The organism is Exiguobacterium sp. KKT215 (genome assembly GCF_055635335.1).
In genome coordinates, this window is record NZ_CM145756.1 from 1,627,418 (window position 1) to 1,651,770 (window position 24,353).

Genomic DNA, 24,353 nt, shown 5'->3' on the forward strand with positions numbered 1-24,353 from the left:
CCCCCTTTTTTGCTAGTATACAAAAAATCGGGACGCGACGGTCCCGATTACGCTTTGTTCAAGAAAATAATTCGCTGATTGCTCGACCCCCGAAATCGGAGCGACCGGTCCATGAGCGGCTGTTCGAAACGACCGTCGACAAGGACATCGGCACGATCGAGCACACTTGTGACGTACTCATCGTCCATACCTTGTAACTGTTCGAATGTATAGCCTGTATACACCCACACGTTTTTCTGAAGCGCCTTGCACCCGTCGACGAGCCGGGCCAGTGCTTCCGGTTGCAGGAACGGCTCTCCGCCCGAAACGGTGACACCGTCCCACCCGGATTGTTCGATTCGGGTGAGCAGGTCCTCGACTGGTACGTCTTCCCCACCTCGCGGGTTCCATGATTCCGGATTGTGACATCCAAGACAGCGATGAGGGCATCCCGCCGTAAAGATGACCGTGCGAATGCCTGGACCGTCGACAACCGATTCGTCAAGTACGGATAGGACGCGCATGATGCTTCACCCTCGCTCTTTCTTCTTCTCGTTTCGCCGAATTCCATCGGTCCATCGTGCCGACCAGATAGCCGGTGATGCGACGAATCCGTTCAATCTGCTCTTCCTCGCCACACGTCGGGCACGCGGCATCGATCGTTCCCTCGAGGCCGCAGTTACCGCACCGGTCGACGGGATGATTAATCGATCCGTAGCCGACGTTTTCGGTTCGCATGAGCCGGACGATCGCTTCGACCGCTTCCGGGTTATGGGCGAGCGACCCGTCGACTTCGACATAAGTGATATGACCCGCGTCACAGAGCGCATGGTACGGTGCCTCCAACCGAATCTTGTCACGAATCGACACTGACTGGTACACCGGCACATGAAACGAGTTCGTATAAAAGGCGCGGTCGGTAACACCCTCAATCATCCCGAACGCCTGCTGATCCTTCAATACGAACTTCCCAGACAATCCTTCGGCCGGGGTGGCCAAGAGCGAAAAGTTTAAATCGTGCTGCTCTGCCGCCTGTCTCATCCGATCACGTAAATGAGTGACGATATCGAGTCCGAGACGTTCCGCTTCCCGTGAATCGGCATGCGTGCCGCCTGTGAGCACGCGTAGCGCTTCGGCGAGACCGATGAAACCGACGGACAACGTCCCTTGCTTCAGTACATCCCGTAGCTCTTCTTCCGGTTGGAGTCTCTCGCCGCCCCTCCAGACGTGTTGAGCGTAAAGGAAGCGGAATTCGTCGGCATGACGCTTCGCTTGATAGTCGTACCGTTCGAGCAATTGATCGATGGCGACGTCGACGTAGGCGTCGAGCGTCTCATAAAATGTATGGATGTCCGAAGCGACGAGCGCCATCTTGACCAAGTTCAAGGTCGAGAACGATAAATTGCCTCGTCCAATCGACGTCTCGGCGCCGTGACGATTCCCCATCACTCGTGTCCGACACCCCATATAAGCGACTTCTGAGTCATGGCTCCCATCATAATATTGCAAGTTGAACGGGGCATCGACGAACGAGAAGTTCGGGAATAGACGCTTGCCCGTCACGCGACAGGCGAGTCGGAACAAGTCGACGTTCGGGTCGGTTTCATGAAAGTTGACACCCTCTTTTACTTTAAAGATTTGAATCGGGAAAATCGGCGTCTCCCCGTTGCCGAGCCCTCGCTCGGTCGCACGCAACAACTCGCGGATGAAAATCCGGCCCCAACGGCTCGTGTCAGTCCCATAGTTGATGGAGACGAATGGCACTTGGCCGCCTCCTCGCGAATGCATCGAATTGGCGTTATGGATGAACGCCTCACACGCTTGATACGTCGCTGTGATTGTCTCGGTCTCAGCGACTTCGAGAAGTTGCTCGGTCGACCATTCGACCGGAAGTTTCTTGAGCCGCTCGAGTTGACGTTCATACGTCTTTTCGACGTATGGCGCTAAATCGACATCAAACATCGGGAACGCTTGACCCCCGTGTTGCATATTCTGGTTCGCTTGAAGAATGATCGAAGCGAGTGCCATCGCCGAACGGATGTCCTGGGGCGGTCGAATCGTCCCGTGTCCGGTATGAAATCCGTTCGTCAGCAACTCGCCGAGCGGGATTTGACAACACGTCGTCGATCCCGTCACGTAATAGTCGGCGTCATGGATGTACAAAAAGTTGTCTGCGACGGCCTGACGTGTCCGCTCTGACAATAAGTACGTTGTCGACAGCTGTTTCGATACTTCCGAGGATAATCGTGCCAGTTTGCCAAGTGGTGATTTCCCGTCGACGTTGGCGTTCTCTTGTACGAGATCTTGATCTGGGAGAACACAGACATCTTCATAAAGCTGGAGCATGTTCACTCCGCATCACCTCACTATATATTGATATGAATCGAGTTCATAACTCTTTTCAATTCCATATATAGATTATGTCATGTTTGAGCATAGAGATGTGGAGTCTAAATTGTGAGCGTTGGTTGTGATATAAACGCAAAAACAGCCGAGCCCGCATATGGACTCGACCGTTCTTTCAAGTGATCCAACTTATAATTCTTTTGCCGGTTTCACGATTTTTAACTCAACTTCTTCTTTTTCCTCTGACTCTTGGGCTTCGCGCAAGCCTTTCGCGTTCAACCACGTATAAATCGCACCCATGAACAAGGCGCCGCCGATGATGTTACCGAACGTGGCCGGAATCAAGTTGTGGATGGCGCCGGCAAAGCTAATCGCCTCAGGGTGTGGGACGACGAGCGTGAGCGCAAACAAGACGAAGTTGGCGATGACGTGATCAAATCCTGACGCGAAGAAGACGGCGACGAGGAAAATCATCGAGAAGATTTGAGCGAACTCATTTTTCATCTGTTTTGGTAAGAAAATCGCGAGACAGACCATCCAGTTACAGAAGATGGCACGGAAGAAAATCTCGACCGTCGTATGATGCATCTTGCTCTCGACGACCGCGAACAGCCAGTTGTCCATCCCGAGTTCTTGGATGACGCCGGTCGGGGCGAGCAACAAGGCGAACAAGACGCCACCGAGCGCGTTCCCGACGAAACAAAGTAACCAGACGAGCATCGTGTCACTGAGCGTCGTATAGCCGCGTAACGTCGAGGTCGTGAAATACATTGTGTTCCCCGTGAACAGTTCGGCTCCGCCGTAGATGATCATGACAAGCGCGATCCCGAATGAGAACCCACCGATGAGTGTCGTGAACGGCGAATCGATCAAGTACATCCCGTTGACAACTTTAAGTGTGAAGATTGAAGCGAATCCGATAAAGATCCCCGCGAGCATTGCCCGTAAAAAGTATTCCATTGGCCGATAATGAATCATTTGCGAAGATGCCTGAGCTTTTTTTCGTAATGATTCGAGTGCATGGATTTCCATTGATGCCATGTCACAAACCCTTCTTTCTGTTTAAATGAACCCATATAATAAGAACGAACATGTGAAATCATTAACAATATAAGCCCGAATCCAATAAATTGCAATCGACCTTGGACCGTGTTGACATATTTTTCACATCGTAATCGTTTACATTTGTCGGATTTGTGACGAAAAAAACGACCCTTCGCAAAGGGTCGTTCGATACAGCTTATTCTTTGTCTGCAGACTTCTCTTCAGACTCTTCAGATGATGCCTCAGCCGACTCTTCTTCAGTTGCTTCGGCTTCACTTTCTGTCGTTGTGTCAGTGTCTGCCTCGAGCTCTTCAAGAGAGACCGGCTCGTTCACAGATGCGATTTGAAGCTCGCCATCCGAGACGATGTCATAGTCTTTGTTCTCTGGAATGTCAGCTACCGTGACCGAGTCACCGATACCGAGTTCAGAAACATCGAGTTCAATGCGTTCCGGAATGTTAGCCGGTGTCGCCGATACTGTAACTTTATAGAGCGTTTGCGCCAAGAAGCCGCCTTCTTTGACACCTTTCGCGTCACCGACGAGTGTGACGTCCGCTTCGACTTCCGTCGCTTCGTCCATCTTCACGGCCATGAACTCGACGTGCTTGTATTCGTTTGTGAACGGGTCAACTTCAGTCCCGTGAACGAGCGTGTTTACTTTCTTGCCGTCGATGTTCAACTCGATTAGCGCGTTGTCACCGTGGTCGCGGAGAATTTTGCGAAGTGCCATCTCCTCGAATGCTACTGGTGTGCTCTCGACTTTATAGCCGTAGACGACACCTAGTACTTTACCTTCTTTACGCAAGTTTGCGCGGACCGAACGTGGTCGTAATTCTCGTTTCGTTACTTTAAGCGTGTCTGCCATAATCTATTCCCCCTACTGGTTTATCGATCATGTCTACATCTTGAGGGTGAGGCAGTGAAAAAGCCACCTCTCAACCTCGATGCGTTGAGTGACATGTGTATATTGTTCCCATAGGCACCCGGACATAAACGTTACAGCCGGTTAAAAAAAGATTACAAGCGTGTCACATAACCCGTTTGAACAACTTCTCAAGTTCGTACGTACTCCATTTCACCAAGATCGGTCGCCCGTGCGGACACGTATACGGGGACGTCGTCTGATTGAGGTCATGCAGCAATTGCCGCATCATCTCATGGTTCAATGGATGGTTCGCTTTAATCGACCGCTTGCACGCCATCAAGATTGACGCGTCTTCCCGATATTTGGCGAGATTGACAGAGCGGTCCCGAATCGCCATCTCAATCAAATCGCGGACCGTCCCTTCCAAATCATGCTGCGGGTACCACGTCGGAATCTCTCGGATGAGGAACGTGTTGCCACCGAACGGCTCCAAATCGAGCCCCGCTTCTTTCAAGAGCGGAGCGACTTCTTCAATCGCGAGCGTCTCTTCTTGCGTGAACTCGAGTGTGAGCGGGAGCAGCAACAATTGATACTCTTTGTCTGGATTCCCGAGTTGCTCATAAAACAATTCGTATTTGATCCGTTCCTGAGCCGCGTGTTGGTCGATGACATACATGCCGTCCTCGGCGCCGCAGACGATATAGCTCGCATGCAATTGGCCGATGACGTCGAGCGGCGGCAACCGCTCTCCTTTCGTCTCAATTGCGTCTGATTCGACAATCGGGTCGGTCGGTGCAGGCGCTTCATTGACGAGCGGGGTCGGTGACCATCGACTCGGTGACGTGACAGGCTCACGTGGAATCGGATAGTTCCACGTCGGCGGTTCATCCGTGACAGGTGTCCGTTCGACCGTGAAATCAAGTCGCTCTTGTTCGGTCCGATTGACCGGTCGCTCTTTCGGTTTGACCGACGGGATTAAACGCTGTTCCCGGAGCGTCAGTTGGACCGTCTCGCGAATCAACTGGCACAGCTCTTTCTCTTTCGAGAGTCGGACCTCCCGTTTTGTCGGATGGACGTTGACGTCAATCAACATCGGGTCCATGTTCACTTCGAGGACGGCGATCGGATAACGACCAATCGGGAGTAACGTATGGTAGCCCTCGAGTACACTTTGGGTCAACGCAAAGTTCTTGATGCTCCGACCGTTCAAGATGAGCGTCACGTACTGCTTGTTCGAACGTGTCACTTCAGGCCGGACGAGATGGGCGCTCAAACTATAGTCGTTCGTCTTGCTCGACGCGGTGACGATTTGCGCCGCAACTTGACGCCCATAAATGGCAAGCATGACTTGCTTGATGTCGCCATTCCCACTCGTCCGCAGGAGTTCCTTGTCTTCATGGAACGCCGTGAGGCGAACTTCCGGGTGGGACAAGGCGATCCGGTTCAACGTATCGGTGATGCTCGCGAGTTCGGTCGCCGACGTCTTCAAGTATTTGAGGCGGGCCGGTGTATTGTAGAACAATTGACTGACCGCTATCTCTGTTCCGACGTTGGCTGCGGCCGGTGTTTGCGCCGTAACGACACCCCCTTGGAGCGTCATCTCAAATCCGTCCTCTTCGGTCCGGCGTGACTTAAGCGTCACATGACTGACCGAGGCGATCGAGGCGAGGGCCTCTCCACGGAAGCCGAGCGTGCGAATCCGGAACAAGTCGTGCTCGTCCCGAATTTTGCTCGTCGCATGACGTAAAAAAGCTCGCGGAGCATCCTCTTCATAAAACCCATGCCCGTTATCCCGGACTTTAATGAGACGTATCCCGGCTTCCTCCAAATCGACTTCGATTTTCGTGGCACCGGCGTCAATCGCATTCTCGACGAGCTCTTTCACGACCGAGGCTGGGCGTTCGACGACTTCCCCGGCAGCGATTCGGTTGGCCAGTTGTTCCGGTAACTCTTGAATGATTCCCATCGACTCACTCCTTCTTCGCGGATTGTTGGAGCACATAGAGCGCCTGCATCGCCTCGATCGGGTTCATCGCCAGCAGGTCGAGGTCGAGCAGTTGTCGTTTGATGTCATCTTCCGTCTCAAAAAGTGACAGTTGGGCCACAGGTTCAGCCGGAGCCGACTGTTCTACAGCTGCCCGTGCCGGTTTCGGTTCTGTCTCGAGCTCAGACAAAATCGTTCGCGCCCGTTCAATCAAATCAGGCGGCAAATCAGCGAGTTCGGCGACGTGAATCCCGTACGATTTGTCGGCCCGTCCCGGATGAACTTCATGCAGGAAGACGACACGTCCGTCCCGTTCAATGGCACGGACGTGCACGTTCTCAAGGGCTGGAATTGTGTCTTCGAGCACGGTCAACTCGTGGTAATGGGTCGAAAACAATGTTTTCGCGCCGATGGTGGCCGCGATATATTCGACGATGGCCTGCGCGAGCGCCATACCGTCATACGTCGAGGTTCCTCGTCCAATCTCATCGAGGAGGATGAGACTATCTGCTGTTGCTTCCGTCACCGCCTGACGTGTCTCCGTCATTTCGACCATGAACGTCGACTGTCCGCTCACCAAATCGTCGGCTGCCCCGATGCGAGTAAAGATGCGATCGAACAAAGGAAGTTCGGCCGCTTCGGCCGGCACGAATGAACCGATTTGATGCAGGATGGCAATCAGTGCGAACTGACGCATATACGTCGATTTACCGGACATGTTCGGTCCGGTGATCAAGAGCATGCGCCGCGTGTCATCGAGCGTCAAGTCGTTGGCCACATATTCACCACGAGGTAATACCGTTTCGATGACCGGATGGCGCCCACGATCGATTTGAACATTGTTTGACGTCGTCGGCCGGACATAGTCCCGTTTTTCGGCGACAATGGCGAGCGCGAGCAGGACGTCTAGTTCACTTAATGAGCGGGCCAGTTGTTGGAGCGGTTTCGTCTCTTGTTTGACTTCTTCACGTAACGTGACGAATAAGTCATATTCAAGCGTACAGCTCTTCTCCTCGGCACCGAGAATGAGCGCTTCTTTTTCTTTTAACTCAGGCGTGACATAGCGTTCGGCGTTCGTAAGTGTCTGTTTCCGTTCATACCGCCCCTCTTCGAGTAAGCGCGCATTCGCTTTCGTCACTTCCAAATAATAGCCAAAGACACGGTTATAGCCGATTTTCAGCGACTTGATGCCGGTCGCGAGCCGCTCTTGTTGCTCGAGATTGGCAATCCACGTCTTCCCGTTCGCTTTCGCCTCGAGCAGTTCATCGAGTTCTGTCGAATAGCCTGAACGAATCATACCACCTTCTTTAATCGAGATGGGTGGTGTCTCGACGAGCGCCGCCTGAAGTCGTTCCGATAGCGCGTCGAACGTGTCGAGCGTCGCATCGATGTGATGCAATCGTGTTGCAGTGACATTCGCGAGCAACTCTCGTACCGCTGGAATGCGTTCAAGCGTGTTCCGCAACTGAACGAGGTCACGTGCGTTGGCCGTCCCGTATCCTACTTTCGCGACGAGCCGTTCGATATCGTAGACGTGACGCAACTGCTCTCGCAATTGATCGCGGAGCATGAAATCATCAACCAAGTTTTCAACGGCATCCTGCCGGTCGCGAATCGCCTGTTCCGTATAGAGCGGCTGTTCGAGCCAACGTTTCAATAGTCGTCCCCCCATCGCTGTCGTCGTCTCATCGAGCAGGGCGAGAAGTGATCCTTTCCGTTCCCCGGACCGGGCCGAACGGAACAGCTCCAAGTTGCGGGCCGTGTTCGCATCGAGTTGCATATGGACCTCAACCTCATAGGCGACAGCCGGCTGCAGGTGATCGAGGGCGCGTTTTTGCGTCCGCGTCAAGTAGGCGAAAAGGAGTTCGAACGCACTTACTTGCGCCTCGTCGCGGGCGCCGCTCGACAATGAGCTCGCCAATCGCTCTGTTTGCACCGACAGCGGAATGCCAAGTGATGAGAGATGGTCTGCCAATTCGGAGTCATCAACGATGATTTCGCTCGGGACCAATCCTTCGACTTCGCGTAGGACGGCCTCACGCGACGGTAAAGTCGTCAACCAAGATTCACCTGTCGTCACATCGCCGCGGGCGATTCCAAAACGGCCTGCGACGTTCACGACCGATAGTAAATACCGGTTCTCTTTCTCACCGAGCGCGGCCATATATGTACCCGGCGTGATGACTTGAATGACTTCACGTTTGACGAGTCCTTTCGTCGCTTTTGGATCTTCCATCTGCTCACAAATCGCCACGTTGAACCCTTTTTCAATGAGTTGCTCGATATAGATCGCAGCGGAATGATGCGGGACCCCGCACATCGGAATCGGGTGCTCGGCGTTTTTTCCGTTTTTCGCAGTCAATGTCAATTCGAGTTCTTTGGCGACGATTTGAGCATCTTCAAAAAACAGCTCGTAAAAGTCACCGAGCCGGTAGAAGAGAAAGGCGTCTGGATAATCGGCCTTGATTGAAAAGTATTGTTTCATCATCGGGGTTTGATGTATCGTTTCCATTCGTGTTCACCTCTAGAAATTAGAACAGCTGACCAAAGGCCAGCTGTCTGTTTGTTAGTATCCGCAGCCGCCGCGTGATTTCTCCGCTGCCATGCCGCTTCCTGTTTTACCGGCGAGAACGTCACCGTCCGTCGACTCGATAATGCGATCTGTCACCGAGTTGGCGAGTGTGACCGTCACGTATTGAAGCAAATCGTTCACTTCGACTTGCGTCTCTTGGAACGCCTGGACGACCGGAATCGAATCGAGTTCGTCCATCGCCTTGTCGATTTTTAGCTCGACTTTGGCGAGTGCTTCCGTCTTCCCGTAGTGCTTGCAGTTGACGGCTTCTTTTTGTAAGTATTTGATACGCTTAATCAACGTTTGAACGCGCTCACTTTCGTTCACTTTCGTTTCCGCTTCTTTGAAGCGGGCCACTTCCGGCGTGCTCGCCAATAAGTCGGCTAATTCTCTCGCTTTTTGAATCACAGTTTGATCAGTCACCATCGTAAACCCCTTTGCTCTCTATGATTGAACGCACGTCTTGACGCACGCAAGTATTCCTCATCATTCTACCACGAACTTATGGCAAACGGTACCGCATCGATTCACTTCGAGATGGTCGCCGTCCGAACCATATCGACGTGGGGAATCCCATCCTCTAAGTACTCCTCGCTCGTTCGTGTGAACCCAAAGCTTGCATAGAACGGCTCCACGTACGTTTGCGCTTGCAAATACAAATCGCGATCCCCAAAGTCTGCCACGGCTTCTTGCATCAAGCGCCGCGAATGGCCTTGTCCCCGATGCGTCGATTTTGTGACGACACGACCGATGGCGATTGGCGATTCATCCTCGAGGACACGTAACGCCGCAATCGGGCGACCGTCTGCCTCAATCCAGTAATGGACCGCCGTCACATCTTTCCCATCGACTTCTTGGTACGGGCAATCTTGTTCCACGACAAAGATTTCGGTACGGAGCGCCAATAACTCATAGAGCTCTCTCGTCGTCAATTCGTCAAACCGTTTTTTCTGCATATCAACTTGTCCCCCTCATAACTTCGAACCGAGCGCTCGGGCGACGTGGAGCCCGCTCGTCATCGCCCCAATCGTCCCGGCACCTGGAAACACCGTGTCGCCGCAAACGTAAAAATTCGGAAGGTTCGTCCGATAGCTCGCCGCATGGAATAACGCTTGTTGCGGTGTTTGGGCATATCCACCGACCGCACCGTGCGGACGTTTCGTATATTTCACCCATGCCCCCGGTCCGCCCGGAAGCAACACCGACGATGTGCCGGTCCAACTCGGGAACGCCCGTCGCACTGCCTTGACGAGGCGCTCGGTCCATTCTGTCTCTAGTTTCTCATACGTCTCCTTGTCTTTCCAAGCCTGCCACTCCGACAAATCGATATGGGTCGAGACGGTCAACGTTCGTTCCGGCCGTTCGGTTCGGCGCGTATCGTCCGCATCTGACATCGAAATGAAGGCGTGACCTGACGGCAAATCATCACTATATACTTGTTGGAAGAGCGGACGTCCCGTGCACACCGCTTCCGGTAACGTGACGTAAAGACTGAACGTCCCCCATTGCGACCATTCTAGTTGACGGCCGTACTGTCTATGGAACTGTCGAGCCGCTTGTCCCGTGACCAACTGAGCGGTCGCCTCGAGCGGGATGGCCGACACGACGACATCGACGAGGTCGAGCCGGCCCCGGCGATCGGTCAACAACCAGCCGTCAGCAAGCCGCTCGATTTTAACAATTTGTCGTCCGAGAATCGTTTTTCCATCGTCTCTTCGAATCGACCGCTCCAACGCGTGGGCGAGTGTGTACAATCCCCCATCGACGTAATATGCTCCCTCATGGTAAATGGATAAAGCGACGGCCGCGAGCAAATGGCTCGCTTCGCGGGCACCAGTCTGCAAGCTATCGAGCAAAATCCCGTCGATAACCCGCTCGAACGCAGTCCCGTTCAATCGATGCCGTTTTAACGTTGTACCGAGTGGTCGATACAGCTTCCGGAACGACCGGAGCTGTGCCGGTCGAAACGCTCGTATCGCAATCGATGCGTCACGAATCGTTCGAAACGGCAACGCCGGTAGCGTCTCAAACAAAGGATGGATCGTCTCGAAATCGGTCCACACTTCATTCAAAAAAGCACGAATTCGCGGAGCGAGCTCTGGAAATATCGACTCAAGTTCTGCTAAAAACAGATCCCGGTCTTGAAGATAATGGACAGTCTGTCCGTCGAGGTGAATCTGCATCACCTCGGTTAACGGGCGAACGTCAATCGTTTCACCTAAGTAGGACAAGACTCGCTCATGCAGGCCGCCCGGTTCAAATCCCATCCCGAGCGTCGCCCCAGCCGGGAACCGATAGTCCCCCCGTTCGAATTTCCCGGCACAACCACCCCATTCTCGTGACGACTCGTATACGGTCACGTCATGGCCGATTCGGCTCGCTAACGCACCCGTCGTCAATCCGGCAACTCCTCCACCGATAATCCCGATTCGCATGTTAATCCCCTCCTGCCTTCATCATACATGGCTTCCCGAAATCCGAGACATTTCAACGTGTTCCGTAGACATATTTCACCGGTCAGGCAGGGTTCTGCGGGTAGATGGCGAAAAAATCGATAAAGGACAGGTGAAACCATATGCGAAGTCGGGTCATCATTTATCTGCTCATTCCAATCTTGATTTTTATCGGTATTTTGATTACACCTCCATCCGAAGAATCACAAAAAGTCGCCACCATGACGGCTGTCAACATTCAAGAGATGATTCCGTATGAACGCGAGTACACGGCACAAAAAGTGTTACTCGAGGAAGCGAACGACGGCCGCGAGGCGATTATCGAGGAGTGGCGGCTCGAACGCGGGGCGCGCACGACTTATAGTTACGTGTTGCGACTTCAGGGGTTCGATACGGTGATTCAAGTCGATGCTGGGGCGGCCAACACACGCTCGGACGGCTATTATGCCATGCAGGCGCACAGCCCCGTCTTTGAAGCGGACGAACCGCTGTCGATCGGTTATCCGATTGTGCTCTTCGCCAGCGAGCAACGGCTCGTACTGAACCAGATGGAAGTACGCGTCCTATACGAAGAGGACGGTGTCATTGAAAAATGGCGTATCCTTGAATCCACAGACTCCTAACAAAGGCGGAATCGATATGAATCTCACGTTTCAACGAGCAACCGAATCACAACTGACCGAAATTTATAGTCTTGCAGGCGTCAACCGCGAAGAAGCAACCAATCACGTCTCGGCTGATAACCGGGAAAAGATGGTTGAAGCGTACGAACACTCTGCGAAATTTGGTGCCTATTTCCTCTGTCTCGTCGATGGTGAGACGCTCATCGGCTGGACGCAAATCGATAAAGCGTTCGACTATTTGACGGGTGCAGAGGTCGGTTGGGTGAACGACCTGTATATCAAGCCCGCGTTTCGCGGTCACGGCTATGCCAAACTATTGATGCGAGAGGCGCTTGCCACGTTCAAACAGATGGGCTATACCGATGTGCGCCTGAATGTGTATGCTCACAATCAAACGGCGATGCAACTATATGAACAACTCGGTTTCACAGACGTCAGTAAATTTATGAAGATTGACATTTGAAAGGTGGTATTCGATGCAAAAAATACTTCTCATCGGCTCAGGAGGTTCGGGCAAATCGACGCTCGCCCGCGTGTTGGGAACTCAACTCGGCATCGACGTCCATCACTTAGACGCCTTACTATGGAAACCAAATTGGTCACCCGCCACACGGCAAGAACAAATTAGAACGCAGTCCGCATTGATTGGACGCGATTCATGGATCATCGACGGCAATTATGGGGGCACGCTCGACTTGCGCCTTCATGCTGCCGACACGATTGTATTTCTCGACTTGCCGAGGATCATTTGTACGTATCGCGTCTTGAAGCGCATGCTTTCCTATCGTGTCAAGACACGTCCGGACATGGGACCAGGTTGTGAGGAACGGTTTGACCCGAAGTTCTTGAAATGGGTGTGGGATTATCCGAAATCGCAACGCCCGACTGTGATCAACCGATTGCAAGCCCTTCCTGATAACAAACAAGTCATCATATTGCATTCACGGACAGAGGTTCGTGACTTTATAACGCGCGTCGGTACGGAGCAACACCTATGATTCCTAAACTTGAACCAATTGTAGCAGCGAAGACGTTCGTCACAACGCGTTTCCCCCACTGTCGGGCCGCACTGCTCGCCGGGAGCGTCGTCCGTGGTGAGGCGACCGCAACGTCGGATTTAGACATCATCATCTTCGACGACACCCTCGTCTCGTCTTTTCGGGAGTCGTTCATCGAGTCCGGATGGCCCATCGAGCTGTTCGCCCATAACTTGACGTCGTATCGGACGTTCTTCGAACAGGATTGCCGGCGCGCCATTCCATCGTTACCGAGAATGGTCACCGAAGGCATCATCTTGAAGGACACAAATATCGTCGAAGACATCAAGCGTGAAGCGAGAGCCTTGCTCGACAGCGGGCCCGAGGCTTGGTCGGACGAGACGATTGAGATGAAGCGATACTTCCTGACCGATGCACTCGAGGATTTGATTGGATGCACCACTCGGGCAGAAGGGTTATTCATCGCGGGCACTCTCGCCACGTTGGTCTGCGAGTTCATCCTGCGCACGAATCGACAATGGACGGGATCTCCCAAATGGACGTACCGCGCTCTCGACCGCTACGATGCGCAAGCAGCCCGAGAACTCGTCACTGCCCTTGAGGCGTATTATCAAACGAACGAACCCGACGCGCTCATCCGTTACGTCGATGAGACGCTCACCCCGTTCGGCGGCCGGTTGTTCGCCGGATTCAGCCGCGGGAAATCAAACGAAACGTGAGGGTATCCCATGTTCTTTCTTCAAATGTCCGGTTTCCCTGGGTCCGGCAAATCGACGCTGTCTCGGGAAATCGCTCGACGACTGGATGCGGTCATCGTCGATTACGATGTCCCGAAGACGGCACTGCTCGAATCGACTTCACAACACCCACTTATGCATACGCTTACAATCGATATGAATCGCCCGTTCGAAGCGTATTTATCCGAAGTCATCGCTATCTCCAAGCGATTGATTGACCACCTGATGCATCCTGTGACTTTTTCCTGGATGTATTTTTTTAATCGTATTTGTATTTTTATGCTTTACAATTAATAATCATACATATACACTTAGTCTCATATCTTGAAGGAGGAATTCATACATGAAAAAGTGGGTCATTACAGGGGGATTAGTGGCAAGTGCATTACTAGCAGGATGTAGCCAAGAGACGACGGGCGAAGAGAAAAAAACACTCGTCATGGGAACGAGCGCCGATTACTTCCCATATGAGTTTGTCGATACGGCGAACGGAGACGAGATTGTCGGATTCGATATCGAGATTGCCGAAACGGTTACGGAACGCCTCGGCTACGAACTTAAAATTGAGGACATGGACTTCGGTAGCCTGCTCGGGGCACTCAACGCCGGACGTGTCGACTTCGTCATGGCCGGTATGACGCCGACCGAAGAGCGGAAAGAAAATGCCGCCTTCTCGGACATCTATTTGTCGGCGACGAACTTAGTCATGACGAAAGATGAGTCACTCGAGTCGATTGAAGCGCTCGCCGGCAAGAAAATCGGCGTCCAAACGGCATCGATTCAAGAGAACATCGCCAAAGACCAAGCTCCGGATGCAGAGCTCGTCTCATTGAACAAGATTCCAGAAATCGTTCAAGAGTTGAATACGGGTCGGATTGACGCGATGGTCATCGAGGACACGGTCGCCCAAAAATACTTGGATCAAGATGCCGGACTGTACACGTTCGCCTTGAAAGAAGATGGCGAGAAAGGTTCTGCAGCCGCCTTTAAATTGGAGGATGACCTTCGCGATCAGTTCAACGAGGAGTTGAACAAGATGATTGACTCAGGTGAAATCGACAAACTCGCCAAGAAATGGTTCTCGATGGAGCCGACGGAATGAGACAAGTCTCACTACCGATTTATCCAGTCATCTATCCAGAAGGGTACCGTTTGAATCAAAACGAGAGCCAGTTCCCGGTGCCGTCCCGGTTGTATGACCAACTTGCGACAATCTCGTTCCAAGACTTGCATGAGTATCCGGTCCAACCGATTGACGAGTTGTTCACCCGTTATGCGGCCTACGCCGGTGTTGACCCGAATCAGTTGCTCGTCGGTTGTGGGAGTGACGAGATGATTCATGTCGTCACTCAGGCGCTGTTGGCACCGGAAGACGTCGTCTTGTCACCGAGTCCGGATTTTGCACTCTATCCAATCTTCACGACGATCGCACATGGCCGGCACGTCCAAGCCGATAATCTATCGTATGACGCACTTGTCCAGGCAATCGCGCAACACGAACCGAAGCTGTTGCTGTTGTCGAACCCGAACAATCCGACCGGCAAATTGTGGAGCGTCGCTGAATTGGCAGAACTCGCAGGACTCGTCCCATACTTGATCGTCGACGAGGCATATATCGACTTTACGCCAACGTCGAGCATGGTGGCCCACCTTGATTCATTCACGAATGTGATTGTACTGCGGACGTTATCGAAGGCGTTTGGTCTGGCCAACGTCCGCCTCGGTTTCATGGTCACGACGACTGAACTCGCCGCTTACTTCCGTCAGTTCGTCCCGCCGTTCAACATTAGCGGCGTCAGCGCGAAAATCGCCAACATCTTTTTACAAGATGCCACGTATCTCGACGAGGCCATCGTATGGCACGCCGACATGCGCGGACAGTGGACCGACTTGTTCGCCACCATCGGACACGTCCATCCAGCCGAGGCGAACTTCATTTACGTCACGCTCGATGAGCCGGAGGCCGTCTGGGCCCACCTCGCAGCGCATGGCGTTCACACATCGAAACAACCGAACGGGATTCGCATCACGCTCGGCAACGAACAAGCCCTCGCCCTGGCACACGAGGCGCTCAGCATTTACGCAACTCAAACGACGAATTAACCAACAACGCTCCGACTGTTTCCAGTCGGAGCGTTGTTGTCATGGGATGAGTTTGATGATTTTCGCTGGATTGCCCCCGACGACTGCACGAGCCGGCACATCTTTCGTCACAACGGCGCCAGAGGCGATGACGGCATCGTCCCCGACCGTCACCCCTGGATTCAAGATGGCACCGCCGCCAATCCATACCCGATGTCCGACCGTGACCGGCTTCCCGTATTCAAGGCCCGAGATCCGTTCGATCGGGTCGAGCGGATGCGTCGCCGTATAGACGTGCACACCCGGCCCGAGCATACAATCGTCACCGAATGTGATCGGACAGATGTCGAGGAACACACAGTCAAAGTTAGCGAAGAACCGTTCTCCGAGATGAATGTTATAGCCGTAGTCGCATTTGAACGTCGGCTCCAGATAAAACGAACTCCCGGTCGAGCCGAACAGCTCCGTTAACACAGCTTTTCGGTCGTCGATTTCGTCGATGCCGGAACGATTGAATCGTTCCGTCAAACGTCTGGCCTGACGCCGGTCGGCGACGAGCTCGTCGTCCCCGGCCATGTAAAGGTCGCCCCGAATCATCTTTTCTTTTTCTGTCATCTGCTTCTCCCCCTTTTCTTTTTTTAGTATAGAGGAATTTCTGACAAAACGGGGAATAGGAACATGACGAACTAGAGGAGGAATAGACAGATGAAACGAATTCTTGATTGCAGAGCCAGTGATTTCTTGACGTTCAACCGCTCGGATTTGATTGGATCGATTCGGAAAGCCGAGGGGCGGACCGTACTCGCCGAGGTCATACCGACCGTGCAGCCGCTCTATCCAGAAGTGACGAACGCTGAACTCGCTCGAGCGTTCGGAGCCGATATGATTCTATTGAATATGCTCGACGTGTTCCACCCGTACATAAAGGGTCTCGAAAGCCACGCCTTGTTTGGTAACGTACCGGGCGAGACGATGTCTGACAATCCGATTATGGAATTGAAGCGGCTCGTCGGTTTGCCGATTGGGGTCAACCTCGAGCCGGTCGACTTTTCCGAGAAATCGGAGGACATGTATGACGTAAAACAAGGACGGCTCGCGACACGGGAAGCGTTCGCCAGAGCGTCAGAGCTCGGTATCGACTTCATCTGCCTGACCGGAAACCCGAACACCGGGGTGACGAACGAGGCGATCGAGCAAGCCATCATCAACGCCCGCCAAGAGTTCGCTGGGGTCATCATCGCCGGGAAGATGCATCAAGCCGGCGTCGGCCGTGTACTCGATCAAGAGGCGTACGTCCGTTTTGCTGAAGCCGGGGCCGACATCATCTTGATTCCAGCGCCCGGCACCGTTCCTGGCGTACGTGAAGATGAATTCTATGAAGTCACGCGCGAGATTCAGGCGTTGGATAAACTCGTCGTCGCCGCCATCGGCACTTCACAGGAAGGATCCGATGAAGCGACGATTCGTGACATCGCTTTGTCCTCGAAGCGCGGTGGGACGGACCTGTTCCATATCGGCGATGCAGGGTTGTCCGGAATCGCCACACCGGAGAACATTCAAGCGTTATCGATTGCGATTCGGGGACGGCGCCATACGTATATCCGCATGGCCGCCTCGGTCAACCGCTAATCAAAAGGAACGAAGCCGATAATGGCTTCGTTCCTTTTTGTGTTACCAGTCAGTGACGTCTCGGCGTGGTTTTGCCGGAGTCGTCGTCCCGTGCCGTTTGGCGAGGAGCGCTTCGACGTCTTGTAATGACACGCCTTTGGCGGCGAGCAAGACGAGCAAATGGTACAAGAGATCAGCCGACTCTTCGACCAAATCTTCATCGTTCAGTGCCGCGATGACGACCTCGAACGACTCTTCCCCAAACTTCTTGGCAATCTTGTCGACACCTTGGTCGAATAGATAAGACGTATACGACCCTTCTTTCGGTGACGCCTGTCGTTCTTGAATCAACTTCTCTAATTCGTGAATCATCCTTCCACCTCCGTAAAAAAGCAGCTTCGATTTCCCGTATGACACGTCGGCCCATTGGCACGGACCCGGACCAAGAGTGCGTCTTGATCACAATCGACGTGGATGCTTTCGAGCTCGAGCGTATTTCCGCTCGACTCCCCTTTCATCCAGAGTCGCCCTTTCGAACGTGACCAGAACGTGACCGTGTTCGTCTCGAGCGTCTTCTGAATCGCCTCCTCGTTCATGTAGCCTAACATGAGGACGGCGTCGTCCTCTGTCGACACGATGATGGCTGGAATCAATCCGTTTGCGTCGTAACGAACCGCATCGGCAAGTTGTGCTCGCTGCATACGTGTTTCACCTCTTCCACTGTCGTTTTCCGGTCATGCAAAATCGAGGCGAGTAGCGCCGCATCGACCTTCTCGAGCGCGTCGACGACATGATTTGCGTTCCCGGCACCGCCAGAGGCGATAATTGGGATATCGACGGCGTCCCGGAGCAAATCAAGGATTCGCAAATCGTAGCCGCTCTGCTTTCCGTCCTGATTCATCGACGTGACGAGCAGTTCACCCGCCCCAAGTGCAGCCACTTGCTTTGCCCAATCGACGGCCCGCAACTCGGTCCGGTTCTTCCCGCCATACGTATAGACGAAGTAATCGTCGTCTTCGAACTTGACGTCGATGGCGATGACGATACATTGTGACCCGAACCGCTCGGCCGCTCGTTTAATCAAATCGGGTGATTCGACGGCGAGCGTGTTGAGCGACACTTTATCGGCCCCGGCTTTTAAGAGCGAGGAAATATCCTCAAGCGACCGAATACCGCCACCAACCGTGAGCGGAATGAACACTTTCCGGGCGACGGCACTGACGACGTCAAGCATCGTCTGGCGGCGTTCCGTACTCGCAGTGATATCTAGAAACACGAGCTCATCCGCACCGGATGCGTCATAATACTTAGCAATCTCGACCGGGTCGCCGATATCCCGGAGTGCCACGAACTCGATTCCTTTGACGACACGACCGTCTTTCACATCAAGACACGGAATGATGCGACGTTTAAGCATGGCGCGCCTCCCACTCGATCAAGTCATCGAGGCTGACTTGTCCGGAGAGTAATGCCTTCCCGACGACCGCTTCGTCGATGCCGGCCGCTTGAAGTGCTTCGACATCAGCCTCGGTCGTCACACCGCCCGAAGCGATGAGCGTGACCGAAACAGCCTCACGCAGCGCCTTCATCCGCTCGAGATTCGGTCCGTTCAACTTTCCGTCCGACCCGATGTCCGTATAGAGAATCGTTTTGACACCACGGTCAACGAGGCCTTTCGCGGCATCGATATCTTTTAAGTCGGTCGCTTCTTGCCAGCCGTTGACGGCGACGATGCCATCATAGGCATCGAGGGCGACGGCGACACGATCCCCGTACTTCGCGAGCGCCCGGTCCAAGAAATCCGGGTCTGTGAATGCTTTTGTCCCGAGCAAGACCCGGTCCGCACCGGTCGCCATGACTGCGTCGAGCGCTTCCTCGGAACGGATGCCCCCGCCGGTCTGAACGAAGAAACCGCACGTTTTGGCAAAGCGGACGACATCGAGATGTCTCGGTTCGCCAGCTTTCGCCCCTTCGAGATCAATCAAGTGGAGCATCGGGACGCGCCCTTGCCACTCTTTCAATTTCTCATACGGGTCTCCGTACTGTTCTTCTGTATTGAAATCGCCTTCTGTCAAGCGGACGATTTTTCCGTCAATCAAATCAATGGCCGGTAGTAATCTCACGTTCGACCGCCTCCTTCCATTCTTTCAATAAACTGAGTCCAAACGCGCCGCTCTTCTCCGGGTGGAATTGCATCCCCGTGACGAGCCCTTTTTGCACGATGGCTGGCACGTCTTCCCCCATATAGTCGGCAGAAGCAATCACATGGACCGGGTCGGTCACGACATGATACGAGTGAACGAAATAGACGTCCTCGTCTCGCAAAATCGAGTTCCATCCGACGTGTGGCAGACGTTTCGCCCGCATCCGCTCGACGCGCCCTTCAATCAAACCGAGTCCTTCTGTCGGCACCCCTTCCGTGCTCGACTCGAATAAGAGCTGCATGCCAAGGCAAATGCCAAGGAACGGTTTTTCTTGTGCCGATCGTTTCAATAGCGGAATCAGTCCCGTCTCGTTCAGCGATTGCATCGCCTGCGGGAACGCACCGACGCCCGGCAGCAAGATAGCGTCTGCCGCCTCGAGGTCTAAGGGATCGTTCGTGATGGTGACGTAACAGCCGATAGCTTGGAGCGCCCGTTCGACATTGAACACGTTGCCCATTCCATAATCGATGACCGCGACCTTCATCCTTCGATCAGTCCTTTCGTCGAAGGCAGTCGATTCGATCCGTCTTGCCCGATCGCTTCAGCGAGGGCGCGACCGAACGCTTTGAACAGCCCTTCAATCATATGGTGCGAGTTCGACCCGTAGAGCACCTCAAGATGAAGCGTCAAGCGGGCGTTCATCGCCACGGCCCGGAAAAACTCTTCGGCGAGCTCGGTGTCAAAGTCCCCGAGTTTCGGATTTTTAATATCGGCCCGGTAGACGAGGAACGGACGGCCCGACACGTCGACGACGGCACGCGCGAGCGTCTCGTCCATCGGCAAATAACTCGTGCCGTAGCGGCGAATACCGATTTTGTCGCCGAGCGCTTGATTGATCATCTGCCCAAGGGCGATTCCGACGTCTTCGACCGTATGATGGGCGTCGACCCACGTATCTCCTTCGACATGGACCGTCAAATCGATTTGGCTGTGGAACGCGAACAGTGTCAGCATGTGGTCAAAGAAGCCGACGCCTGTCTTCACGTCACTTTGCCCCGTCCCGTTCAAATCAAGCTTGAGCTCGATGTTCGTCTCTTTTGTTTCTCGTTTCGTCTCAGCTGTTCTCAAGTGAAGTCACCTCTTCTATCGTTTGTTGAAGCAAGCGGTACGCCTCGTCCGTTCCGGCACTGACACGAATCCCGTCTGCGAACGCGCGAACATGTACATCTTTTTCAAGGAAGCGGGCTGCCCAAGCTTCGCTGTCCGGTGTCTCGACGTATAGGAAATTAGCACGACTCGGTAAGACGTTCCCAATCGGTGCGAGCAACGTCTCAAGCTTTTGTCGCTGCGTTTGATGGAAACTGATCGACTCATCGATATAAGCGGAGTCGTTCAACACGACCGTCGCCACGGCCGCACTCAGCCCACTCACATTGAACGGCGAGCGGAACCGGTCAATCTTCTCGATTAAGCGCTCATCGGCGATCATGAAGCCGATGCGCAGATTCGCGAGTCCGAACGCTTTCGATAACGTCCGGAGAATGATGACGTTCGCGTGGTCCGCCAGGCGGTCTTTGAATGAATCTTCCATCGTGAAATCGATATACGCTTCGTCGACGACCAAATACGGGACTCGACTAGCAATCGTCTCGAGATCATCAAGCGACCACATCTTTCCGGTCGGATTGTTCGGGTTCGATATGAGGACAAGTTTCGGGTGTTCCGCCTCAATCGTTTGCATGAGCGACTTGAACGACAATCCGTCCGCATCCGGCTGCATGAAATTCCCACGGGCGATATGCGTGTAAATGCCATACATCGAAAAGTCTGGAATCGGTGCGGCGACGACATCGTCGGCATCGAGAATGGCCTGACAGAGAATCGCGAGCAATTCATCGCTGCCACTGCCGACCATGAGTTGCTGCGGGCTCACACCGGCATACGCCGCATAGCTTTGTTTAAGCGCCGTCAACTCGTCGACCGGATAATGGCTCAAGTCGAGCGGAAGCTCTCGGATAGCCGTCTTCAAGCGCTCTGGAAAGACATATTGGCTTTCGTTTTGATTCAACGCGTGCCCTTTGACCGCATGCGGGACGTAGCGTGGAATCGTCTCATAGTTCAGTCTCATACGTCCTCCATTCGGACCGCCATCGCCCGGGCGTGGCCGTCAAGTTGTTCTTGTTGCGCGATTCGAATCGCGGCACGCGTGATGCGCTCATCGAGTTCTGTCATTTGCAGGAACGTCTGGCGTCGGTAAAAATCATCGACCGAGAGGCCGCTCGAGAAACGGGCCGTCCCGCTCGTCGGCAGGACGTGGTTCGGTCCAGCGATGTAATCCCCAAACGCCTCCGCCGCTTCATGACCGAGGAAGAACGATCCGCCGTGACGGATGGCTTGCATGTAATCTTCCGGGGCGGCGACGGCGAGTTGGACGTGTTCAGCCGCCATCTCGTTCGCATAACGAATCGCCTCAGCCTTCGTCTTCACGAGGACACCCCCGCGCTTCATCGCCTCTATCGCAATGTCACGCCGCGGTAATTCAGCCAATTGTCGTTCTAATTCTTGTCGAATCGCTTCGGCCAATTCGCCAGTCGTGACGAGCGCAAGTGCCGTCGCTTCGACATCGTGTTCGGCTTGGGCGAGCAAATCGGCGGCGACCCATTTCGGATGGGCCGTCTCATCGGCGATGATGAGCACCTCGGACGGTCCAGCGACCGAATCGATGCCGACGATGTGGGAGACGAGCGATTTTGCCGTCGCGACATAGGCATTCCCGGGACCGACGATTTTATCGACCGGTTGAATCGTCTCGGTGCCGAACGCCAAGGCGGCCACGGCTTGCGCCCCGCCGACGAGATAGCATTCATCCGCCCCTGCGATTTTTGCCGCAATCAATAACGACAAATCGATGCCGTCTTGTTTCGGCGGCGTCACCATGACGACACGTTTCACACCGGCCACTTTCGCCGGAATGATGTTCATCAACACGCTCGACGGATAGACGGCCGTCCCGCCTGGCACGTACACGCCGACCGAGTCGAGTGGCATAAAACGGCGTCCAAGTCGGAACATCTCGTCTTCATACACATCTTCTTGACGTCGCTGACGACTGTGGAACGTACGAATCCGTTCGGCCGCGAGCGTCAACGCCTCGGTCAGTTCAGCATATGCGTCAGGTGGCGTAAACGTCGTCAAATCGACCGTTTCGATTTTGTCGACGCCGTCAAATTTTTTCGTGAACGCGAGGAGCGCCTCGTCCCCGTTCGACTCTACGGCCTCGAGGATCGGTTTGACCGCTTCTGCCCAGCTTTCCCGCCGGGCCCGGTTCGTTTCTGTACTCATCGGGCATCCTCCTTGCTCAAGCGACGAATCCACGCCTTCAATTCATCAGGATTGTTGGCGAGAGCCGCCTCACTCGTGATGAACTTGGCGTTCACCGTGAAAATTGTCTCGTATTCTTCAAGGTCGTTCGCGCGGAGCGTCGCCCCCGTCTCGACGATATCGACGATGCAATCGGCGAGTCCTGTAAGCGGTGCGAGTTCGACCGATCCGTTCAACGCAATCACTTCGACGTTCTGTCGTTTCGAGGCGAAGTGAGAGATGGCGATATTCGGATATTTGCTCGCGACTTTCAATTTTTTCGTCCCGTTCTTTCGTTCTTTCGGTCCGCAGACAGCCATACGACAACGGCCGAATGGTAAGTCGACGACTTCAAGCACGCCCGGTGTCTTCTCGCGCAAGATGTCTCCGCCGACGACACCGACATCTGCCGCGCCGTGCATGACGTATTTATAGACATCATCCCCTTTGACGAAGATGAACTCATGCCCGTCGACTTCGACCGTCAGTTCGCGGCCGCGCTTCTCCGGCCAAACCGTGAGTCCGACTTGTTCGAAATAGTCTCGGGCCGCTTTCTCAATGCGCCCTTTGGCAATCGCTACTTTCATAAAATCACCTCACCTAACTGTTCTAAATCAAGGGACAGGCCGAACGCCCGTCGCGATTGGCCGAAATGTCCGTATAGTGAATCATAGCGACCGCCCGAGAGGACGCGCCGTCCATCGATGCTGCCTGTCACCGTCAATCCTGAATAGTAATCAAAATCACCGGTCTGACCAAAGTCGTACGAGACGTTCAAACCGATGGACCGTAAATGTTCGACCGCCCGCTCGACTTCCTCGATTGCAGCCGTCAAGCTTGGCTCAGCGACTTCCCGTAACTCATCAAGTGCCGAGTCACCAATCAGGAACGGTAATTTCGCGATTAACGGGTATTGATACGTATCGGCGAGTTCTCGGAGCGATTCCAAGTTACGGAGCGCCAAATATTGGCGTAACGTCCGTTCTGGGATACCGGCCTCGTCCGCCACTGCGGCGACCAAGGCAGCCGATCCAACTTGAATCCGGAGTCCGTCTTGCGGCAGGACGCGCTCGGTCATACTGAGAAACGAGGCGATCAACTCCATATCTGGAGCGTCCCCGTCAATCCATTCGAGACCGAGCTGTTGACGCTCGTGCGGCTGTCCCGAGTGCTTCGGGGTACGCCGATACACGGCACCGGCGTACGCGACACGCATCGGCTCATGACCGTCCGCGAGTTTCCGGGCGATTTGTAACGTATAGTCTGGGCGCATGACGAGCAATTCGCCGTCATTCCCGAACAGACGATAATAGGCCGACTCATCGAACAAGGCCAAGTCTTGATAGTGCGAATAATATTCTACGAGTGGCGGTTCGATCACGCTATAGCCGTTTGATTCGGCTCGCTCTAGAAATGATAACATCCACTGCTTCGGACGCAGAACGTCCTCCCCTTGCAATTCGTGCCATCCTTCCGGGATGGACCCTTTAGTATTGAACCAAATCATCAATATCACCCTTTATCTTATTATCACTTTACCAAACTAAAGTAGTGTGTT

The 24,353-nt window shown here is 53.9% G+C and carries 25 protein-coding genes and 2 pseudogenes; 8 read left to right on the plus strand and 19 right to left on the minus strand.

The window, feature by feature from the left end; genetic code table 11:
* Positions 1-47: 47 nt before the first annotated feature.
* The 9 genes from nrdG to ACZ2GZ_RS08495 all read right to left on the minus strand — a co-directional run bounded on the left by nrdG (position 48) and on the right by ACZ2GZ_RS08495 (position 11,225).
* A complete protein-coding gene (gene nrdG / locus ACZ2GZ_RS08455) occupies positions 48-503 on the minus strand; it encodes an anaerobic ribonucleoside-triphosphate reductase activating protein (RefSeq protein WP_021067287.1) in 456 nt (151 codons plus the stop codon).
* Positions 481-2,325, minus strand: a complete 1,845-nt coding sequence (locus ACZ2GZ_RS08460; RefSeq protein WP_214713711.1) for an anaerobic ribonucleoside triphosphate reductase — start codon at positions 2,323-2,325, stop codon at positions 481-483. Before ACZ2GZ_RS08460 ends, nrdG begins: the two co-directional genes overlap by 23 nt.
* Positions 2,326-2,514: 189 nt before the next feature.
* Positions 2,515-3,357, minus strand: a complete 843-nt coding sequence (locus ACZ2GZ_RS08465; protein WP_029595608.1) for a formate/nitrite transporter family protein — start codon at positions 3,355-3,357, stop codon at positions 2,515-2,517.
* A 208-nt stretch (positions 3,358-3,565) separates the two neighbouring features.
* Positions 3,566-4,234 carry a 50S ribosomal protein L25/general stress protein Ctc gene (locus tag ACZ2GZ_RS08470; RefSeq protein ID WP_021067284.1) on the minus strand — a complete coding sequence of 223 codons (669 nt, stop codon included), beginning with the start codon at positions 4,232-4,234 and terminating at the stop codon, positions 3,566-3,568.
* 163 nt (positions 4,235-4,397) lie between these two features.
* A complete protein-coding gene (gene mutL, locus ACZ2GZ_RS08475; protein WP_214713713.1) occupies positions 4,398-6,200 on the minus strand; it encodes a DNA mismatch repair endonuclease MutL in 1,803 nt (600 codons plus the stop codon).
* 4 nt (positions 6,201-6,204) lie between these two features.
* On the minus strand, positions 6,205-8,730 hold the full coding sequence (gene mutS / locus ACZ2GZ_RS08480) for a DNA mismatch repair protein MutS (RefSeq protein WP_214713715.1): 2,526 nt from the start codon (positions 8,728-8,730) through the stop codon (positions 6,205-6,207).
* Between the two features lie 54 nt (positions 8,731-8,784).
* Positions 8,785-9,216 carry a YlbF/YmcA family competence regulator gene (locus ACZ2GZ_RS08485; protein ID WP_021067281.1) on the minus strand — a complete coding sequence of 144 codons (432 nt, stop codon included), beginning with the start codon at positions 9,214-9,216 and terminating at the stop codon, positions 8,785-8,787.
* A gap of 101 nt (positions 9,217-9,317) precedes the next feature.
* Positions 9,318-9,746: a GNAT family N-acetyltransferase gene (locus ACZ2GZ_RS08490; RefSeq protein ID WP_021067280.1), complete on the minus strand. Its 429-nt coding sequence runs from the start codon at positions 9,744-9,746 to the stop codon at positions 9,318-9,320.
* A gap of 15 nt (positions 9,747-9,761) precedes the next feature.
* Positions 9,762-11,225, minus strand: a complete 1,464-nt coding sequence (locus tag ACZ2GZ_RS08495) for a phytoene desaturase family protein (RefSeq protein WP_214713717.1) — start codon at positions 11,223-11,225, stop codon at positions 9,762-9,764.
* A gap of 140 nt (positions 11,226-11,365) precedes the next feature.
* Between ACZ2GZ_RS08495 and ACZ2GZ_RS08500 the strand changes: the two genes are divergently transcribed.
* From ACZ2GZ_RS08500 to ACZ2GZ_RS08530, 7 genes and pseudogenes are all read left to right on the plus strand, one after another.
* Complete coding sequence (locus ACZ2GZ_RS08500; RefSeq protein ID WP_214713719.1) at positions 11,366-11,866, plus strand: hypothetical protein; 501 nt, start codon at positions 11,366-11,368, stop codon at positions 11,864-11,866.
* Positions 11,867-11,882: 16 nt separating this feature from the next.
* A complete protein-coding gene (locus tag ACZ2GZ_RS08505) occupies positions 11,883-12,329 on the plus strand; it encodes a GNAT family N-acetyltransferase (RefSeq protein WP_051627733.1) in 447 nt (148 codons plus the stop codon).
* Between the two features lie 13 nt (positions 12,330-12,342).
* Positions 12,343-12,864, plus strand: a complete 522-nt coding sequence (locus tag ACZ2GZ_RS08510; protein ID WP_214713721.1) for a DNA topology modulation protein — start codon at positions 12,343-12,345, stop codon at positions 12,862-12,864.
* A complete protein-coding gene (locus ACZ2GZ_RS08515; protein ID WP_214713723.1) occupies positions 12,861-13,583 on the plus strand; it encodes a nucleotidyltransferase domain-containing protein in 723 nt (240 codons plus the stop codon). Before ACZ2GZ_RS08510 ends, ACZ2GZ_RS08515 begins: the two co-directional genes overlap by 4 nt.
* Positions 13,584-13,592: 9 nt before the next feature.
* Positions 13,593-13,718, plus strand: a pseudogene (locus ACZ2GZ_RS08520) (P-loop nucleotide/nucleoside kinase family protein); the annotation flags it as partial.
* 226 nt (positions 13,719-13,944) lie between these two features.
* Positions 13,945-14,703, plus strand: a complete 759-nt coding sequence (locus tag ACZ2GZ_RS08525; RefSeq protein ID WP_021067270.1) for a transporter substrate-binding domain-containing protein — start codon at positions 13,945-13,947, stop codon at positions 14,701-14,703.
* On the plus strand, positions 14,700-15,704 hold the full coding sequence (locus tag ACZ2GZ_RS08530; RefSeq protein ID WP_029595619.1) for a pyridoxal phosphate-dependent aminotransferase: 1,005 nt from the start codon (positions 14,700-14,702) through the stop codon (positions 15,702-15,704). The genes ACZ2GZ_RS08525 and ACZ2GZ_RS08530 overlap by 4 nt, the downstream gene beginning before the upstream one ends.
* A 39-nt stretch (positions 15,705-15,743) precedes the next feature.
* On the opposite strand, the gene ACZ2GZ_RS08535 is transcribed toward ACZ2GZ_RS08530, so the two are convergent.
* Positions 15,744-16,298 carry a maltose acetyltransferase domain-containing protein gene (locus tag ACZ2GZ_RS08535; RefSeq protein ID WP_214713725.1) on the minus strand — a complete coding sequence of 185 codons (555 nt, stop codon included), beginning with the start codon at positions 16,296-16,298 and terminating at the stop codon, positions 15,744-15,746.
* 90 nt (positions 16,299-16,388) lie between these two features.
* Here ACZ2GZ_RS08535 and ACZ2GZ_RS08540 point away from each other — a divergent pair, with 90 nt between their 5' ends.
* Positions 16,389-17,312 (plus strand): DUF7916 family protein, encoded by a 924-nt coding sequence (locus ACZ2GZ_RS08540; RefSeq protein ID WP_029595621.1) that lies wholly within the window; start codon positions 16,389-16,391, stop codon positions 17,310-17,312.
* Between the two features lie 42 nt (positions 17,313-17,354).
* Here the strand turns inward: ACZ2GZ_RS08540 and hisIE are convergent.
* The 9 genes and pseudogenes from hisIE to ACZ2GZ_RS08585 all read right to left on the minus strand — a co-directional run bounded on the left by hisIE (position 17,355) and on the right by ACZ2GZ_RS08585 (position 24,302).
* Positions 17,355-17,992: pseudogene (gene hisIE, locus ACZ2GZ_RS08545) on the minus strand (bifunctional phosphoribosyl-AMP cyclohydrolase/phosphoribosyl-ATP diphosphatase HisIE).
* Positions 17,941-18,708, minus strand: coding sequence for an imidazole glycerol phosphate synthase subunit HisF (gene hisF / locus ACZ2GZ_RS08550; protein ID WP_021067263.1), 768 nt, complete (start codon positions 18,706-18,708; stop codon positions 17,941-17,943). Before hisF ends, hisIE begins: the two are co-directional and overlap by 52 nt.
* Positions 18,701-19,414, minus strand: coding sequence for a 1-(5-phosphoribosyl)-5-[(5-phosphoribosylamino)methylideneamino]imidazole-4-carboxamide isomerase (hisA, locus tag ACZ2GZ_RS08555; RefSeq protein ID WP_021067262.1), 714 nt, complete (start codon positions 19,412-19,414; stop codon positions 18,701-18,703). Before hisA ends, hisF begins: the two co-directional genes overlap by 8 nt.
* Positions 19,392-19,979, minus strand: a complete 588-nt coding sequence (gene hisH / locus ACZ2GZ_RS08560; protein ID WP_029595622.1) for an imidazole glycerol phosphate synthase subunit HisH — start codon at positions 19,977-19,979, stop codon at positions 19,392-19,394. Before hisH ends, hisA begins: the two co-directional genes overlap by 23 nt.
* Positions 19,976-20,563 carry an imidazoleglycerol-phosphate dehydratase HisB gene (hisB, locus tag ACZ2GZ_RS08565; protein ID WP_029595623.1) on the minus strand — a complete coding sequence of 196 codons (588 nt, stop codon included), beginning with the start codon at positions 20,561-20,563 and terminating at the stop codon, positions 19,976-19,978. Before hisB ends, hisH begins: the two co-directional genes overlap by 4 nt.
* Positions 20,550-21,563: a pyridoxal phosphate-dependent aminotransferase gene (locus tag ACZ2GZ_RS08570; protein WP_470295183.1), complete on the minus strand. Its 1,014-nt coding sequence runs from the start codon at positions 21,561-21,563 to the stop codon at positions 20,550-20,552. Before ACZ2GZ_RS08570 ends, hisB begins: the two co-directional genes overlap by 14 nt.
* Positions 21,560-22,777: a histidinol dehydrogenase gene (gene hisD, locus ACZ2GZ_RS08575; RefSeq protein WP_214713730.1), complete on the minus strand. Its 1,218-nt coding sequence runs from the start codon at positions 22,775-22,777 to the stop codon at positions 21,560-21,562. Before hisD ends, ACZ2GZ_RS08570 begins: the two co-directional genes overlap by 4 nt.
* Positions 22,774-23,382 carry an ATP phosphoribosyltransferase gene (gene hisG / locus ACZ2GZ_RS08580; protein ID WP_214713732.1) on the minus strand — a complete coding sequence of 203 codons (609 nt, stop codon included), beginning with the start codon at positions 23,380-23,382 and terminating at the stop codon, positions 22,774-22,776. The genes hisD and hisG overlap by 4 nt, the downstream gene beginning before the upstream one ends.
* Positions 23,379-24,302 carry an ATP phosphoribosyltransferase regulatory subunit gene (locus ACZ2GZ_RS08585; RefSeq protein ID WP_214713734.1) on the minus strand — a complete coding sequence of 308 codons (924 nt, stop codon included), beginning with the start codon at positions 24,300-24,302 and terminating at the stop codon, positions 23,379-23,381. The genes hisG and ACZ2GZ_RS08585 overlap by 4 nt, the downstream gene beginning before the upstream one ends.
* Positions 24,303-24,353 lie beyond the last annotated feature (51 nt).